The sequence below is a fragment of the Burkholderia pyrrocinia genome, assembly GCF_001028665.1.
GTDB classification, from domain to species: Bacteria; Pseudomonadota; Gammaproteobacteria; order Burkholderiales; family Burkholderiaceae; genus Burkholderia; species Burkholderia pyrrocinia.
This window is the reverse complement of the sequence record NZ_CP011503.1, coordinates 3,285,278-3,300,175: the sequence shown is the minus strand read 5'-3', so window position 1 is coordinate 3,300,175 and position 14,898 is coordinate 3,285,278. Positions and strand designations below refer to the sequence as shown.

The 14,898-nt window shown below is 68.2% G+C and carries 15 protein-coding genes; 8 read left to right on the top strand and 7 right to left on the bottom strand.

All coding sequences use genetic code 11. The annotated features are described in order from the left end of the window. Nucleotides 1-15: 15 nt before the first annotated feature. Nucleotides 16-468 carry a lipocalin-like domain-containing protein gene (locus tag ABD05_RS15020; protein ID WP_047900806.1) on the bottom strand — a complete coding sequence of 151 codons (453 nt, stop codon included), beginning with the start codon at nt 466-468 and terminating at the stop codon, nt 16-18. Nucleotides 469-636: 168 nt separating this feature from the next. On the opposite strand from ABD05_RS15020, the gene ABD05_RS15015 reads away from it, so the two are divergent. The 6 genes from ABD05_RS15015 (at nt 637) to ABD05_RS14990 (ending at nt 7,376) form a co-directional block, all read left to right on the top strand. After that, nucleotides 637-2,229 carry an ABC-F family ATPase gene (locus tag ABD05_RS15015; protein WP_047900805.1) on the top strand — a complete coding sequence of 531 codons (1,593 nt, stop codon included), beginning with the start codon at nt 637-639 and terminating at the stop codon, nt 2,227-2,229. 244 nt (nt 2,230-2,473) lie between these two features. Continuing rightward, nucleotides 2,474-3,223, top strand: a complete 750-nt coding sequence (locus ABD05_RS15010) for an FkbM family methyltransferase (protein WP_047900804.1) — start codon at nt 2,474-2,476, stop codon at nt 3,221-3,223. Next, a complete protein-coding gene (locus ABD05_RS15005; RefSeq protein WP_047900803.1) occupies nt 3,224-4,219 on the top strand; it encodes a phosphotransferase enzyme family protein in 996 nt (331 codons plus the stop codon). A 1-nt stretch (nt 4,220) separates the two neighbouring features. Further along, nucleotides 4,221-5,099 carry a 4Fe-4S cluster-binding domain-containing protein gene (locus ABD05_RS15000; protein WP_047900802.1) on the top strand — a complete coding sequence of 293 codons (879 nt, stop codon included), beginning with the start codon at nt 4,221-4,223 and terminating at the stop codon, nt 5,097-5,099. Beyond that, nucleotides 5,096-6,163, top strand: a complete 1,068-nt coding sequence (locus tag ABD05_RS14995; protein ID WP_047900801.1) for an asparagine synthase-related protein — start codon at nt 5,096-5,098, stop codon at nt 6,161-6,163. The genes ABD05_RS15000 and ABD05_RS14995 overlap by 4 nt, the downstream gene beginning before the upstream one ends. A 7-nt stretch (nt 6,164-6,170) precedes the next feature. Beyond that, the gene (locus tag ABD05_RS14990) at nt 6,171-7,376 is read left to right on the top strand and encodes a glycosyltransferase (RefSeq protein ID WP_047900800.1); all 1,206 of its coding nucleotides are present in this window, start codon (nt 6,171-6,173) and stop codon (nt 7,374-7,376) included. On the opposite strand, the gene ABD05_RS14985 is transcribed toward ABD05_RS14990, so the two are convergent. Beyond that, nucleotides 7,333-8,022, bottom strand: coding sequence for a cephalosporin hydroxylase family protein (locus tag ABD05_RS14985; protein ID WP_047900799.1), 690 nt, complete (start codon nt 8,020-8,022; stop codon nt 7,333-7,335). The two genes, ABD05_RS14990 and ABD05_RS14985, sit on opposite strands and share 44 nt — an antisense overlap. Before the next feature lie 25 nt (nt 8,023-8,047). Between ABD05_RS14985 and ABD05_RS14980 the strand changes: the two genes are divergently transcribed. Then, nucleotides 8,048-9,013: a phosphotransferase gene (locus ABD05_RS14980; RefSeq protein WP_047900798.1), complete on the top strand. Its 966-nt coding sequence runs from the start codon at nt 8,048-8,050 to the stop codon at nt 9,011-9,013. 12 nt (nt 9,014-9,025) lie between these two features. On the opposite strand, the gene ABD05_RS14975 is transcribed toward ABD05_RS14980, so the two are convergent. The 5 genes from ABD05_RS14975 to ABD05_RS14955 form a co-directional block, all read right to left on the bottom strand. After that, nucleotides 9,026-9,601 (bottom strand): polysaccharide deacetylase family protein, encoded by a 576-nt coding sequence (locus tag ABD05_RS14975; RefSeq protein ID WP_047900797.1) that lies wholly within the window; start codon nt 9,599-9,601, stop codon nt 9,026-9,028. Nucleotides 9,602-9,741: 140 nt separating this feature from the next. Then, nucleotides 9,742-10,551 carry an ABC transporter ATP-binding protein gene (locus ABD05_RS14970; RefSeq protein WP_047900796.1) on the bottom strand — a complete coding sequence of 270 codons (810 nt, stop codon included), beginning with the start codon at nt 10,549-10,551 and terminating at the stop codon, nt 9,742-9,744. Next, nucleotides 10,544-11,608, bottom strand: coding sequence for a FecCD family ABC transporter permease (locus ABD05_RS14965; RefSeq protein WP_047900795.1), 1,065 nt, complete (start codon nt 11,606-11,608; stop codon nt 10,544-10,546). The genes ABD05_RS14970 and ABD05_RS14965 overlap by 8 nt, the downstream gene beginning before the upstream one ends. Continuing rightward, nucleotides 11,605-12,525, bottom strand: a complete 921-nt coding sequence (locus tag ABD05_RS14960; RefSeq protein WP_238594079.1) for an alpha/beta hydrolase — start codon at nt 12,523-12,525, stop codon at nt 11,605-11,607. Before ABD05_RS14960 ends, ABD05_RS14965 begins: the two co-directional genes overlap by 4 nt. 22 nt (nt 12,526-12,547) lie before the next feature. Further along, nucleotides 12,548-13,669, bottom strand: a complete 1,122-nt coding sequence (locus tag ABD05_RS14955; RefSeq protein ID WP_047900793.1) for an ABC transporter substrate-binding protein — start codon at nt 13,667-13,669, stop codon at nt 12,548-12,550. A 161-nt stretch (nt 13,670-13,830) separates the two neighbouring features. On the opposite strand from ABD05_RS14955, the gene ABD05_RS14950 reads away from it, so the two are divergent. Continuing rightward, nucleotides 13,831-14,802: a helix-turn-helix transcriptional regulator gene (locus tag ABD05_RS14950; protein WP_047900792.1), complete on the top strand. Its 972-nt coding sequence runs from the start codon at nt 13,831-13,833 to the stop codon at nt 14,800-14,802. The last annotated feature ends 96 nt before the right edge of the window (nt 14,803-14,898 follow it).

Genomic DNA, 14,898 nt, shown 5'->3' with positions numbered 1-14,898 from the left:
GCCGCCGGCGGCGCGTCAGCGGCCCGCGCGCGCCCAGAGCAGCACGGCGTCGACTTCCCGGCCGTCGATCCGCGCCGGGGCGGCGGTGCCGAGTTGCAGGCGATCGCCGTCAAGCATGACGACCCGCTGCTGCACGTTGCCGATCCAGTTCGGGTACAGGCTGACGTCCATTTCGTGGGTCAGCGTGCCGTCGTCGTCGACGCGAAAGGGGCCGGAATAGGCGATGTAGCCGCGGGCGGCGGTCGCGCGCTCGTCGACGGTGCCGCCGTGCAGGTCGCCGTCCGTGTAGGGCGGCCGACCGGCGGCCATCAGTTGGGCGGACATGTAGCCGTCCGGTGTGTAGAGAATCCAGCCGCGCACGTCGCGGCCGAGCGGATAGGCGACCGCGCTGCCGTCGCGCGGGCGCACTTCGTAGGACACGAGGCGCCAAGCGCCGACGAGTTGTTCGCGAAGCTGGCTGGCAAGCATGCGGGATTCCAGTAAGACGGCAGTGGGGCGCGTGCTGTCGTGTTGGCGGGCCACCGGGCGGCGGACCTGGGGTCGGAATGCGCTGCCGGAACGGCATGGTCGGCAGTTTCTCCGACACCTGCTAAAATACACGGTTTTCCGTCGATTTATCCTTTAACGGGACCTGCCGTGCTTTCTACTGCCAACATCACGATGCAATTCGGGCCAAAGCCCCTGTTCGAGAACATCTCGGTCAAATTCGGCGAGGGCAACCGCTATGGTCTGATCGGCGCGAACGGCTGTGGCAAGTCGACGTTCATGAAGATCCTCGGCAGCGACCTCGAGCCGAGCGCCGGCAACGTCGCGCTGGAGCCGAACGTCCGTCTCGGCAAGCTGCGCCAGGACCAGTTCGCGTACGAAGACGTGCGCGTGCTCGACGTCGTGATGATGGGCCACACCGAGATGTGGGCCGCGATGACCGAGCGTGACGCGATCTACGCGAACCCGGAAGCCACCGACGACGACTACATGCACGCGGCCGAGCTCGAGGGCAAGTTCGCCGAATACGGCGGCTACGACGCCGAGGCGCGCGCGGGCGCGCTGCTGCTCGGCATCGGCATCGAGGAGAAGTTCCACAGCGGCACGATGAGCGACGTCGCGCCGGGCTGGAAGCTGCGCGTGCTGCTCGCGCAGGCGCTGTTCTCGAAGCCCGACGTGCTGCTGCTCGACGAACCGACCAACAACCTCGACATCAACTCGATCCGTTGGCTCGAGCAGACGCTCAACGAGTACAACTCGACGATGATCATCATTTCGCACGATCGTCACTTCCTGAACTCGGTGTGCACGCACATGGCCGACATGGACTTCGGCACGCTGAAGGTCTGGCCGGGCAACTACGACGACTACATGCTCGCATCGGCACAGGCGCGCGAGCGCCAGGCCGCGGCGAACACGCGCGCGAAGGAGCGCGTGGCCGAACTGCAGGACTTCGTGCGCCGCTTCTCGGCGAACAAGTCGAAGGCCCGCCAGGCGACGAGCCGCGCGAAGCAGATCGACAAGATCAAGATCGAGGAATTCAAGCCGTCGTCGCGCCAGAACCCGTTCATCCGCTTCGAGTTCGAGAAGAAGCTGCACAACGTCGCGGTGGTCGCCGAGGACATCACGAAGAAGTACGAGCGCACGATCTTCCAGAACTTCAACCTGTCGGTGCAGCCGGGCGAGCGGATCGCGATCATCGGCGAGAACGGCGCGGGCAAGACGACGCTGCTGCGCTCGCTGCTCGGCGCGCTCGCGCTCGAGCACGGTACGGTGAAGTGGTCCGAGAACGCGAATGTCGGCTACATGCCGCAGGACACGTACGAGGAGTTCCCGAACGACATCACGCTGATGGACTGGATCGACCAGTACCGCAAGGACGGCGACGACGAAACGATGGTGCGCGGCACGCTGGGCCGCCTGCTGTTCTCGTCGGACGACATCAAGAAGTCGGTGAAGGTGCTGTCGGGCGGCGAGAAGGGCCGCATGATCTGGGGCAAGCTGATGCTCGGCCGCCACAACGTGCTGCTGATGGACGAGCCGACCAACCACATGGACATGGAATCGATCGAGTCGCTGCAGATCGCGCTCGAGCAGTTCGAAGGCACGCTGATCTTCGTGTCGCACGACCGCGAGTTCGTGAGCGGGCTGGCGAACCGGATCATCGAAGTGAAGACGGACGGCACCCTGTTCGACTTCGGCGGGAATTACGAGGAGTTCCTGACGAGCCAGGGGCAGGAGTAATTGTCCTGAGGCTTCCGTTCATGCGCCGCGGCTAGACAATACGAAGCCGAGCACATAAAGCGAAACCGCCAGAAACGCATCAGGCCCGCATCGACAGCAATGTCGATGCGGGCTTTTTCATTTCCGCCGCCGGCCAAGCCCGGCAGCGTCGCGCATTCCAGTTTCCTCCCATCAATCGACTTCGGGTAAATTACCCTCCGAACACCAATCCCCATTCCCCATCCCGACCCGGAGCCGCCCCTCGATGCAGGACCATCCTCTCCCGCTCGATCTATCCGGCCTTGCGCCAAGCCTGTACGCGCAGGGCACCGAGGAAAGCATCCTGGCGCGGCTGATGGAGCGGATCGCGCCGACGAATCGCTTCTGCGTCGACATCGGCGCGAGCGACGGCTTGCGCAACAGCAACACCGCGCGGCTGCTGCGTGAACAGGATTGGGCGGGCGTGCTGGTGGAAGGCAGCGCGTACCGCTTCGGCAAGCTTGCCGCTCACTACGCGGGCGCGGAGCGCGTGCGTCTGCACCACGACCGCGTCCAGCCCGACACGATCGACGCGTTGCTCGCCGATGCGAACACGCCGGCCGACTTCGACCTGCTGTCGATCGATATCGACGGCAACGACTACTGGGTGTGGCGCGGCCTGCAGGCGTTTCAGCCGCGCATCGTCGTGATCGAATACAACCCGTACTACACGCCGCCCGAACGCTGGGTCATGTGCTTCAATCCGGATCACGAATGGGACGGATCGACCTATTACGGCGCGAGCCTCGAATCGCTCGTTCATCTCGGCAGGCAGAAGGGCTATGAGCTCGTCTGCTGCGACGACATGGGCAACAACGCATTCTTCGTGCGGCAGGACCTGTACCCGCTGCTCGGCATCGCGAACAACGATCCTTCGGTGCTGTTCCGGCCGGCGATGTACAAGCTGCGCTACGTCGGGCACAACACGTTCCTGAGCGGTCATCCGTATCGGCACGGGCCGGCCGAGCACATCTGAATGGATCAGCCCGCCGTCACCTTCGACGAGATCCGCGACGCCTACGCGCTCGGCCAAAGCGGGCCGCCGCGGCAGGTCGGCGAACGCGTGTGGCATCTGCCGACCGACGACGGCGGCGTGGCGGTCAAGCTCTATGCGCAGGAGCATCGTGCGCGTGCGGCCAAGGAAGCCGCCGTACTCGCCCATTTCGAGACGCACGGTGATGCTCGCTTCCGTGTCCAGACGCTGAAACGCACGACGGCCGGCGAACCGCTGTGGACCGGCACCGGCGCGCACGCGATGCTGACGCGCTGGGAAGCGGGGCAGTTCAGAACTTACGACACGTTTTCGCCGGCGGAATGGGATGCGCTCGGCGCGAGTCTGGCGGCGTTGCATTTGAGCCTCGAACGGTTTCATCTGCCGTCGCTCGACACGATCCGCGCGCGGCTGACCGCGATCGACGCGGACGCGGTGCGCCGCAGCCTGCTCGACGCGCGGGATCGCGCGCGCTCGAACGACGGCGCCGCGAACCTGCGGCGCTATGTCGAGCTCGCGCTGCGCATGATCGACCGCTACTATCCGGGCAGCGTCGAAGCATTTCCCGCCGACGATCCGCAGCACCCGATCCACAATGACTACAACCAGTTCAACTACCTGTTCGCGGACGCGCGCACGCCGCCGCTCATCCTCGACTGGGAAGCGTCGATCGGCGCGCCGCGCGAATACGAGCTGGTGCGTTGCCTGAATCATCTGCCGCTGGAAGCGCCACACCTGGCGGAAGCCTTCGTGCATGCATACCGGCGGGTCCGGCCGGTGAATCCCGCGCATATCGCGTGGGCCGTCGATGCCGCGTGTCTGCAGCACGCGCTCAAGTTGTGGGTCGTGCAAGGCTGGTTCGACGATCCGTCGCGCTTCGCCGCGCACCTGAACGGGGCGGTGACGATGGCGTCCGCGATGGTGGACGCGCGCGGCCGTCTCGTCGATTTCTTTTCCCGTTGTGTGGAAACAGGAAGCTGATGTGAATGCGAATCTGAACCGGGCCACGAACCCGCTGCCATCCGGCGAGCGGCAACATGTCTTCCCGCCGCCGATGGATCGCGACTATCGCGTCGAAGACGGCCGCGTCCGGACGCGTTCGCTGGAAGCGCATATCGTCGATCACTGCAACCTGACCTGCGCGGAATGCTGCTCGCTGTCGCCGCTGTTGCCCGAGTGGTATGCGAGCCCCGATTCGCTAGAGGCCGACCTGCGCAAAGCAGCGAAGGTCTTGAGCCCGCGCATGTTCAAGCTGGTCGGCGGCGAACCGCTGCTGCATCCGGCGCTCGTCGAGCTCGTCGAGCGCGTGCGCGCCACGGGCATCGCACCCGTGATCTCGGTCACGACGAACGGCCTGAAGCTCGGCGAGATGCCGGACGCGTTCTGGCAGGCGGTGGATGCGTTGACGATCTCGCGCTACCCGAAGCCGCCGCTTTCGCCCGACCTGGTCGCGCTTGTCGAGCGCCAGGCCGCGCGCTTCGACGTCCGCCTGAACTGGAAGGTGCAAGACGTGTTCACGACGATGAATCGCGCCCAGCCCGGCACGGACCGCGATGATGCGCAGCGCCTCTATCGCGATTGCTGGATCCGCGAGCGCTGCCATATGATTCGCGACGGCATGTTCTACACGTGTACGCGTCCCGCGCATTTCCATACGCTGTACAAGGGCGCGAAGGATTTTCAATCCGACGGCCTGCCGTTGCGCGACGACGCAGGCATGCTCGACGCGATGCTCGCCTATCTGCAACGCGAGGCGCCGCTGGAAGCGTGCCTGCATTGCCAGGGCGGCAGCGCGCCGGTGGCGCCGCATCGCATCCTCAAACGTATTGAAGTGGACACCTTGAAGGCTCGTTATCCATGATCGTCGGCACGCGCGACCCGTTCGGTTTCGATCGTCTGCACTACCATCCGCGCAGCGGCGTGTCGGCGTCCGGCATCAGGGCCGTCCTGCATGCGTCGGGGCAACCGGCCGGCGCGCCGGACACGGCCGCCATCGCGGGCTACCTGAGCGGCGAGCGTCCCGTCGGTCGCACCGTGCTGCGCGACGTGCTGCCGGTGCCGCCCGGCCATGCGCTGATCCGTTCGCCGCAAGGGTTCGCGGTGCAGCCGGCGCCCGAGCGGCCGCAGCGCGGCGATCTGGAAACCGTGCTGCGCGCATCGCTGCAACGCGCGCTCGACAGCGGCAAGCGCGTCGCGCTGGCGCTGAGCGGCGGGCTCGATTCGGCGCTGCTGCTCGCGTTGCTGCGCGAACTCGGCGCGCAGCGGCATGTCACGTCCTACATCCTCGCGACCGACATGCCGGACTATTGCGAACGCGATGCGGCACTCGAACTGGCCGAGCAGATGCAGGCGACGGTGAAGATCGTGCGCGCGAACGAGGCCGATTTCGTGGCCGCGCTGCCGAGAACGACCCATGCGGTCGAGGAGCCGATGTTCAACCTGCATCCGGTCGCGAAGCTGCTGCTGGCCGAGGCGATGGCCGCCGACGGCATCGAGGTGGCCATCACCGGCGACGGCGCGGACCAGGTGCTGCGCCGCGACCGGTCGGCCAACTACCTGCCGCTGTGCCATGCGTTGTTCGATGCGGCGTCGGTCGACCTGCATCCGCCGTTTGTCGACGCCGCCGTCGTCGCGCATCTGACGAGCATCGAACCCGACCTGAACAAACAATGCCTGCGCGATCTCGGTGCGCGCCTGAACCTGCCGGACCGTCTCGTGCACGGCCCCAAGCGCGGGCGGCTCGCGCCGGCAATGGACCTCACGACACTGCTCGATCGCGACCGCACGCGCGCGCTCGCCGGCACGCTCGGTCTTGCCGCGCCCACGCTGCAGGCGGATACCGAACGCGTGCTGTGGGCGACGCTGACGCTGCTCCTCGATCATCTCGACCACTTCCACTTCGATGCCGCGCATCGCCCAACCTGAGCCGCTCATGAAACGCATCCTGTTCTGCGTGGTGCCCGAAAAAGGGCACGTCAATCCGTGCATCGGCCCGGCCCAGCATCTGCGTGCCGCCGGCTGCGACGTCGCGTTCTACGCGCCGGCCGACATCAGCGCGCAACTCGACGGCGCTGGCGACTTCGCGTTCGTCGGGCCGCGCGAGACCCCCGAACGCCACGACCTGTCGCGCGGCGCGAGCTTCGCCGCGAACATCCGCGACGCCGACTGGCTGCGGCACTGGATCCGCACGCTGCTGATCGACCTCGCGCCCGCGCAGGTGGACGGCATCCGCGCGGTGCTGCGCGAATGGCAGCCCGACGTGGTCGTGATCGATCCGCTGCTCTATGCGGCGGCGATCGCCGCCGAGCTGGAAGGGCTGCCGTGGGTGTCGATGTCCAATTCGCTGAATCCGGTGCTGCCGGACGATCTCGATTCGGAGCTGCTGCGCACCGTGCGCTGGCTCGCGCCGGAACGCACGCGCCTGTTCGCGCGCTACGGTCTCGACGCGCGTTTTCGCGGTTGCGACATCCTGTCGCCGCATCTGACGCTCGCGTTCACGACCGACGCGCTGGTCGGCGCGCCGCCGCCGGGTGTCGAGCTGGTCGGCCCCGCGCTGCCGTCCGGCCCGCGCGGCGACGAGACGCCGTTCCCGTGGGAACGCCTCGACGCGGATCGCCCGCTCGTCTACATGTCGCTCGGCAGCCAGCTTTACTACCACCCGGACGTGTTCGCGAAGGTCATCGACGCGACGCGCGCGACGTCGGCGCAACTGGTGCTGTCGGTGGGCGAACTGGTCGATTCGGATCTGCTGCCGGCCGATGACGAGCGCGTCGTCGCGGTGCGTTATGTGCCGCAACTGGCGCTGCTGCGGCGCACGCACGCGTTCGTCAGCCACGGCGGCGCGAATTCGGTGATGGAGTCGCTCGCGTGCGGTGTGCCGATGCTGCTGTCGCCGTTCTGCAACGACCAGTTCCATTCGGCGCACTTCGTCGAGCGGGCCGGCGCCGGATGCGTGCTGGATCTGCAGCAGGCCGGCGTCGCCGGCATTACCGCTGCGCTCGAACGCCTGTTGCGTCCCGGCCCGCTGCGCGAGCACGCGGCGCGAATCCGTGCGAGCTACACGCTCGACGGCTCGGCGCAGGCTGCCCGCCTGATCAGCGAACTCGCCTCAGGAAGCCGCCTGGCGACAGCGTCATGAGCACGCGATCCTCGATGTCCTCGTCGACTTCGAAGCGGTCGTCGCGGGCGAGAAATTCGCGCGCGGCCGTCGCCGGGTTGTTGCCTTTGCCGTACGGCTTGCCGTCGAACATCGATGCCGGCAGATACTCCATGATGGTGTCCATCACGATCGCGTAGCTGCCGGGCGTGACGAGGGATGCATAGCATTCGAGTTCGCGCAGCACGTGCGCGTGCGTATGCGTGAGATCGAGGATCGCCATCACGCGCGCGCCGTCGGCGATCTGTGCGCGCACCGACGCGAGCGTGTCGGCCGCGCACGATTCGCCTTCGATCAGCACCATGCGATCGGCGAGCCGGTGCGATTGCAGGCGCTGCCTGACCTCGTCGCGCAGGCGCGGTTCGATCGCGACGACGCGGCCGCGATCGCCTGCCAATTCCAGCATCGACGCGGAGAACACGACGCCGCCGCCCGCCGCGATGCCGGTCTGCACGATGCAGTCGGGGCGCTCGCGCCAGATCAGTTCCTGGAGCGCGAGCATGTCGCCGGGCAGATGGAAGAAGCGCTCGCCGAGCCAGCGCGTCTGGAACAGATGGTCGAATTCGGCAGCGCGCGTCAGCCATTCGATGTTGATGTCCCGCATGCGGGCCGAAGGACGCTCTGACATGGTCAATGCAACGAGTAGGAGTGACGTGAAAACGCTGGAACCCTGGCTTCGCCGGCACTGGAACCTCGGGCCGGCGCGCCTGCAGGCGCTGTCGTCGGGCCATACTAACAAAACGTATCTCGTCGAGTGCGATTCGGAGCGCGTGGTGCTGCGCGTGTCGTGGTCCGGCAAGCCGGTCGAGCAGGTGCATCGCGAGGCGTCGATACTCGGCGATCTCGGCCGTTCGCGCACGGCGCCGATGCTGCCCGCGCTGCCGCGACTGCGGCCGACCGTGGACGCGCAATCCGGTGTGCAGGCCCCCGATGGAAGCTGGCTGCACCTGTTCGAGCATATCGACGGCAGCCCCGGCCTGCCCGACGATGCGCAAGCGGGTGCGATCGATGCGATGCGCGCGCTCGCGCATCTGCATGCGGCGCTGGCGGCAATCCCAGTGAGCGAATCCGCGCCGATGGCCTGGTTGGCGGCGCGCCATGCGCGTGTGTCGGCGCGCGCGATGCCGTCGTTGCCGGGCGACTTGAATGGCCATTACGACACGGTGATCCGGCGGATCGGCATGCATCTCGCCGCGGCGGCGCGCTGGCTGACGGGGTCGGTGCATTGGCTGCACGGCGACTATCACGCGGGCAACCTGCTGTACGTGGGGCGTGCGGTGAGCGGCGTGCTCGATTTCGACGATGTCGGGCAGGGCGCGCAGTGGCTCGAGGCGGCCTTTGCGCTGTTCGCGCTGTCGCGCGATGCGGGCAGGGACGATCGATTCGTCTTCGATGCACAGCGATGGGAGGCCGGCCTGCAAGCCTATGCAGCGACGCGACCCGATGCTGCGCCGGACTGGATGCGCGCGAATCGCGATGCGTTGATGGCGCTGTTCTGCGTGGACCAGACGCTGATCCACCTCGAAGCCGCGCAGCGCGGCCTGTGGATGCCGGGGCCCGGCATCGGATTTCTCGGTGGCTGGCGGCAGTTGCTGGACGGCGCGGCGCCTGGACGCTAGCCGGCCACCGGGTCAGTTCTGTCGATTCAGGAACAGGCGCACGGCTTCGACCGTATTGGGCCGCGCTTCTCCATGCCGCGATCCGTCGTGCATGCAGAACAGCACGTCCTGGTGCCGCGCTGCGCTGTCGGCGACATGCGCGCGCATCGCGTCGCACAGTGCCTCGGGCGACGGTGCTGGCCGCTGCCAGTCGTCCAGTATCGCGGTCCAGCCCGTGTGTTCGCGCTGCAGCCGCGTGAGCACGCCGACGCGATTGTCCTGCGGTACCAGCCCGTAAGGCAGGCGCAGCGGGATCGCGTCCGGTGCGGGTACGCCGGCCCGGCGATAGGCCTCGCGAATCAGCGCGTCGGTCGCCTCGATCTCGTCGATCAGCGCGTCGTCTGCCAGCGCGCCCGGCCTTGCGTGCGAATGGGTGTGATTGCCGAGCCGATGACCCTCGCGCGCCATTCTTGCCGCGACGTCGAGCGCGCCCGCGAGGTTCTGGCCGAGCAGGAAGAAGGTCGCCTTGCACGAGGCGTCGCGCAGGACGTCGAGCAAGGGTGGTGTCGACGGGCCCGGGCCGTCGTCGAAACTGAGGCGAATGGACATCGCTTGGAGGGCGCGTCGTGTGAGTGGAACCTGAACGATAGCTCAATCCGACGGCTGGCCGGTCGAGCCTCGTCAGTGAGCGGAAGCGTGCGGGTGCAACGCGGCCGGCCGACACCGCCCGTACTCAAGCGTTGAATCGCTCAAGCGTCGCAAGCAAGCGCTGGCTCGTCCGGAATCGCCCGCTCCGCCAGCGCGACGTAATCGCCCGACGCCGTGCGCTCGATCCTTGCATCGACGCGGTACGCGCGCCGCAGGTTCGGCGGCGTCAGCACGTCGACCGGCGCGCCGTCCGCGACGAGTCCGTCGGCGCTCAGCAGCACGAGCCGGTCGCAGAAACGCGATGCGAGATTCAGGTCGTGCATCGCGGCCAGCACGATTGCGCCGCGCCGGCGGGCCGCGTCGCCGACCGCCTCCAGCGCGAGCAATTGCCAGCGCAGGTCGAGCGCGCTGGTCGGTTCGTCGAGCAGCAGCAGCGGCGTGTCGCGCACGAGCACCTGCGCGAGCCCGACCATCTGCCGCTGGCCGCCCGACAACCGGTCGAGCGGCGACATCGCGAGCGGGTGCAGCCGCAGCCGCGTGAACACCTGTTGCAAACGCCGGTCGTGCGTCGCGTCGGACAGGCTGCCGCAGGTGGCGCGCAACGCGCTGCGCACGGCTTCGTAGACGAGCAGTGACGACGGTTGCGGCAAGGTCTGAGGCAGATAACCGACCTGCCGCGTGTGCTCGCGGCGCGACCCGGACAGCAGGTCGAAGCTGCCGAATGCCGCGCGACCGGTCGCGGACGCGAGCCGCGCAAGCGCGCGCAGCAGCGTCGACTTGCCGACGCCGTTCGGCCCGAGCAGCCCGATCGTCGTGCCCGGCTCGACTGGCGCGAGCGACAGCCCGTCGAGCACGACCCGGGCGCCGTAGCGGACGCACAGCGCGTCGAGTTGCAGCATCGGCTCAGCCATCGAGCCTCCTGCGCCGGCTGACGAGCAGCATGAACAGCGGCACGCCGACCAGCGCGGTGATGATGCCGATCGGCAGCGTCACGCCGGGAATCAGCGTCTTGCTGAGCACGGACGCGCCGGCCAGCATGATCGCGCCGGCGAGCGCCGCGCCCGGCAGGTAGTAGCGATGCTCGTCGCCGACCAGCAGCCGCGCGACGTGCGGCCCGACGAGGCCGACGAAACCGATCGTGCCGACGAACGACAGCGCCGTCGCGGACAGCAGGCTGATGCGCGCGAGCGCGACGAGCCGCAGCCGTTCGACCGCGATGCCCATGCTGCGCGCCTGCTCGTCGCCGGCGCGCAGCGCCGTCAACGACGCGACGTCGATGCTCGCCCATAGCGTGCAGGTCGCGAACACGCAGGTCAGCAGCACGATCTTGCCCCATGTCGCGCGCGCCAGGCTGCCCATGCTCCAGAACACGATCTGCTGCAACGCATTCGCGTCGGCGATGAACTGCAGCAGCCACAGCAGGGCCTCGAAGCTGAACATCAGGCCGATGCCGAACAGCACGACGGTCTCGGTCGTCGCGCCGTGGCGCCACGCGAGCCAGACGATCAGCAGCGTCGCGGCGCTCGCGCACGCGAACGCGCCGAGCGACAGCGCGACGTTCTCGTTCCACAGCACCAGGTGCCAGCCGGAAATCACGACGAGCGACGCGCCGACGCTTGCGGCGGCCGACATGCCGAGCGTGAACGGGCTCGCGAGCGGGTTGTTCAGCACGGTCTGCATTTCGGCGCCGGCGAACCCGAGCGACGCGCCGACGAGCACGGCCATCAGCGCATACGGCAGGCGCACGTCCCACAGGATCACGCGCTGTTCGAGCGGCAGCCCGTCGGGCCGGAACAGGCCGCCGAGCAGGTCGGCGACCGGGAACGGCGACGGGCCGGTCGAGACGTCGACGACGAGCAGCGCGACGAGCACGCCTGCGAGCGCGGCCAGCGCACCGACACGCCGCGCGGCGACCGCGCGGTAGCGAAGTCGCAGCGACGGCGATGAAACGGGTGTCGTCGTGCTCATGCGGCCGCTCCGGATGCGGGCTCGAAAACCACGCGTGACGCAAGCGCGAGGCTCGGCAGCACGACGCCGCCGTGATCTTCGCCGTCGATCAGCCGGAACGCAGCGTCGAGCCCTGGGCGGCCGCCCACCCGCGCGACGAAGTCGCGGGCGGAACTGACCTGCTTGCGCGCTTGCTGGCGGCGCATCCGTTCGGCGTCGGGGTTCGGTGCATCTTCCTCGAGGCTGCCTGCGGTCACGAGGACGCGCAGCGGTGGTGCTAGCGGGGCGGCTTGCGCGGCGAACCGGTCGGCAAAAGGCAGCAGCATGCGCTCGCCCCACCAGATCGACGGGCTTGCGGCCACGTAGCGCCGAAACAGGTGCGCGCGCGTGAGCATCGCGTACAGCGTCAGCAGGCCGCCGTACGAGTGGCCGAACAGCGTCTGCCGCTCGGGATCGACCGGCAGCTGGCGGGCGAGCCACGGCTGCACGTCGTACTCGATGAAGTCGAGAAAGCGGTCCGCGACGACGCCGCGGCCGTTCGGCAACAGCGCGAGCGTGTAGTCGTCCGCGCGCGCGGCCATGTCGTAGGGCCCATCGACCGGATAGCCGATGCCGATCACGACGGCCTCGGCGTCGCGCGTGCCGTCCGGCCGCGCGCGGCGATTGCGGGTGAGTTGTGCCGCGAGCGGGAACAGCGCATTACCGTCGAGCACGGTGAGCACCGGATGGGGCAGCGAGCCGGAACGCTCGGCCGGCAACGCGACGAACAGACGCCGCGTGCGGCCGGCGATCGTCACGTCGAACTGGCGGCTGTTCGGCACGAAGACCGGCGGTGCGGCGTCGAGGCCGGGCCACGCACGCGTATCGGCGGCACACGCGGGCGCGAGCCGGCCGCCGAGCGGGCCGGCCAATCCGGCGACGAGCAGGGAGCGGCGCATGGAGGAGGCGGGCATCCGCATGTCAGGACCCTTCCTGCACCCAGTATTCGCCTTGCAGCGCAACGGGCTGGAAGCGTCGCACCATCGTGTCGAACGTGGCGCGCGGATCGAGATCGGCGAACAGCGCCGGATGCAGCCACTTGGCCAGCGCCTGCACGGCGACGACGTTGAACGGCGAATTGTAGAAGTGATGCCAGATCGCATACGCGCGCCGCTCGCGGATCGCGCGCAGCGGCGCGATCTGCGGCCGCTTCAGCGCACGGTCGAGCGAGCGGACGGCGGCGTCGCGCGGCACGCCGGCGCCGAGCGCGATGCGCTGCGGCGCACTTTGCAGCGTCTGGAGCGAGCCGATCGCGGTGCCGATGTAGAAATCGGGCTGGCGGCTCAGCAGGTATTCGGGGTTCAGCGTGCCATGCTCGCCGGGCACGCGGCCTTTCGCGACGTTGTTGCCGCCGGCGGCGTCGAGCAGGTGGCCCATCATGCCGGTCATCGTGTCGCAGCAGTCGCCCGACAGGCCGACACGGCTTTCGAGGAACACGCTCGGTGCGACCGGGCGTGCGGTCGCGAGCCGCGTGCGGACGAGGTCTAGCTGCTGCTGCCAGTACGTGTTGAATTCCGTCGCGCGCTGCGGCGAGCCGAGCACCTGGCCGAGCAGCGCGATGCTGCGCGGCGTGTTGGCGAGCGGGTCGTGCCGGAAGTCGACGAACACGATCGCGACGCCGGCCGCCTCGAGCCGCGCGAGCGTTTCGCGATCGCGCTCGCCGGGGCCGTGGCCGCCGCCGAGCCCGAAGATCGCGACCTGCGGACGCAGCGCGAGCGCGCGCTCGTCGCTGAAGCTGCCGGACTGCGAGCGTCCGATGCGCGGCACATCCTTCAGGCGCGGGAAGCGCGCGAGCCATTGCGCGTAGCTCGCGGGATCGAGTTGCTCGAAATCACCCATCATGCCCACGAGGCGGCGCGTCGGATCTTCGCCGTCGACCACCGCCAGCGCCGGCAGCAGGCGGCCCTCGCCAAGCAGCACGCGCTCGACGCGCGCGGGAATCCGGACCTGCCGCCCGGCCAGGTCGGTGACGGTCGTCGTGTCCGCTTGCGCGGCATGGATCACGAGCCAGCCGCACAGCCATACGCCCAGCATGGCCCACATTCCGCTTGTCTTTTTCACGCGACTCCCGATACGATATAAATGAGAACAATTCTCATTTAATTGTAGCCGAGCCGAGGCCATGCAAGGGGTATCGGCCGTTTGATCGAACACCAAAATAGTTTGTGCGGGCGCAAGAGGCCTGCGCGCGGGGGTATGACGACATGACAGCGCTGACGCCAGCCGCTTCCCATTCCGATCGCTATCGACACGATGCGCACGTCGCGCGGACCCGCGAGGTGCGGCCCGGGTTGCGGATCCATTCGGACGATGCAACGGACGAATTCGACGCCGTGATGTCGGGGCAGTGTTCACCGGGCCTGCATCTCGTGCTGCTGCTCGAGGGTGCGCTCGACGTGTCGTACGGCGACCGGCGCGTGGTGTTGACGACCGACGGGCGCCGCACCGGCCGCGTGGACCGCGAAACCGCGCGGCCCGCGGTGCGGATGCAGTCGTTCCTGCTCAACGCGGTCGAGCCGGACACGTTCCGCAGGCGGCTCAGCAAGGGCGGTTACGCGCGGCGGCTGAGCCTCGCGATGTCGGGCGAATGGCTCGGCCATCTGCAGGAGGCCAGCCGCGGCGTTCTGCCGGAACAGCTCGGCGCGATGCTGTCCGCGCATCTCGCGATCCGCTTCTGGCAGCCGACGCCGCGCGCGACGGCGCTCGCCGAACAGATCGTGCGGCCGCCGGCCTATCAGCCGATGCTGCAGGCGATCTATCTGGAAAGCCGCGTGCTCGAACTGCTCGCCGAGGCGTTCACGCCGCTCGAGAGCGATGCCGCGCAGGCGTCGGACGCGTCGCTCGGGTCGCGCGACTATCGCCGGATGGCCGAGCTGCGCGCGTTCCTCGCGAGCGACGCGGCGCAGGAACTGTCGCTCGACGACATCGCGCGGCACGCCGGGATGAGCGCGAACGCGATGCAGCGCCAGTTCCGCGCGGCCTACGGCACGACCGTGTTCGACTTCGTCCGCGAACATCATCTGCAGCGCGCGCGGCTCGCGCTCGAGCGCGACGCGGTGAGCGTCAAGCAGGCCGCGGCGCTGGCCGGCTACACGAGCGCCGCGAACTTCGCGACGGCCTACAAGCGCCGCTTCGGCGTCACGCCGACGCTCGCGCGACGCAGCGACCGACGCTGACGACGGCCGGCGACGGCGCTCAAACGACTTCGATGCTTACGCAAAGATTTCGGTTGATTACATGTTTCATAATGTAAATGAGAATCAATCACATTT

Excerpts from the sequence above, each read along its gene's own strand:
- ABD05_RS15020 (WP_047900806.1), bottom strand. The coding sequence starts at position 468 with ATGCTTGCCAGCCAGCTTCGCGAACAACTCGTCGGCGCTTGGCGCCTC.
- ABD05_RS15010 (WP_047900804.1), top strand. The coding sequence starts at position 2,474 with ATGCAGGACCATCCTCTCCCGCTCGATCTATCCGGCCTTGCGCCAAGC.
- ABD05_RS15005 (WP_047900803.1), top strand. The coding sequence starts at position 3,224 with ATGGATCAGCCCGCCGTCACCTTCGACGAGATCCGCGACGCCTACGCG.
- ABD05_RS14995 (WP_047900801.1), top strand. The coding sequence starts at position 5,096 with ATGATCGTCGGCACGCGCGACCCGTTCGGTTTCGATCGTCTGCACTAC.
- ABD05_RS14990 (WP_047900800.1), top strand. The coding sequence starts at position 6,171 with ATGAAACGCATCCTGTTCTGCGTGGTGCCCGAAAAAGGGCACGTCAAT.
- ABD05_RS14985 (WP_047900799.1), bottom strand. The coding sequence starts at position 8,022 with ATGTCAGAGCGTCCTTCGGCCCGCATGCGGGACATCAACATCGAATGG.
- ABD05_RS14975 (WP_047900797.1), bottom strand. The coding sequence starts at position 9,601 with ATGTCCATTCGCCTCAGTTTCGACGACGGCCCGGGCCCGTCGACACCA.
- ABD05_RS14970 (WP_047900796.1), bottom strand. The coding sequence starts at position 10,551 with ATGGCTGAGCCGATGCTGCAACTCGACGCGCTGTGCGTCCGCTACGGC.
- ABD05_RS14965 (WP_047900795.1), bottom strand. The coding sequence starts at position 11,608 with ATGAGCACGACGACACCCGTTTCATCGCCGTCGCTGCGACTTCGCTAC.
- ABD05_RS14960 (WP_238594079.1), bottom strand. The coding sequence starts at position 12,525 with ATGCGCCGCTCCCTGCTCGTCGCCGGATTGGCCGGCCCGCTCGGCGGC.
- ABD05_RS14955 (WP_047900793.1), bottom strand. The coding sequence starts at position 13,669 with ATGTGGGCCATGCTGGGCGTATGGCTGTGCGGCTGGCTCGTGATCCAT.
- ABD05_RS14950 (WP_047900792.1), top strand. The coding sequence starts at position 13,831 with ATGACAGCGCTGACGCCAGCCGCTTCCCATTCCGATCGCTATCGACAC.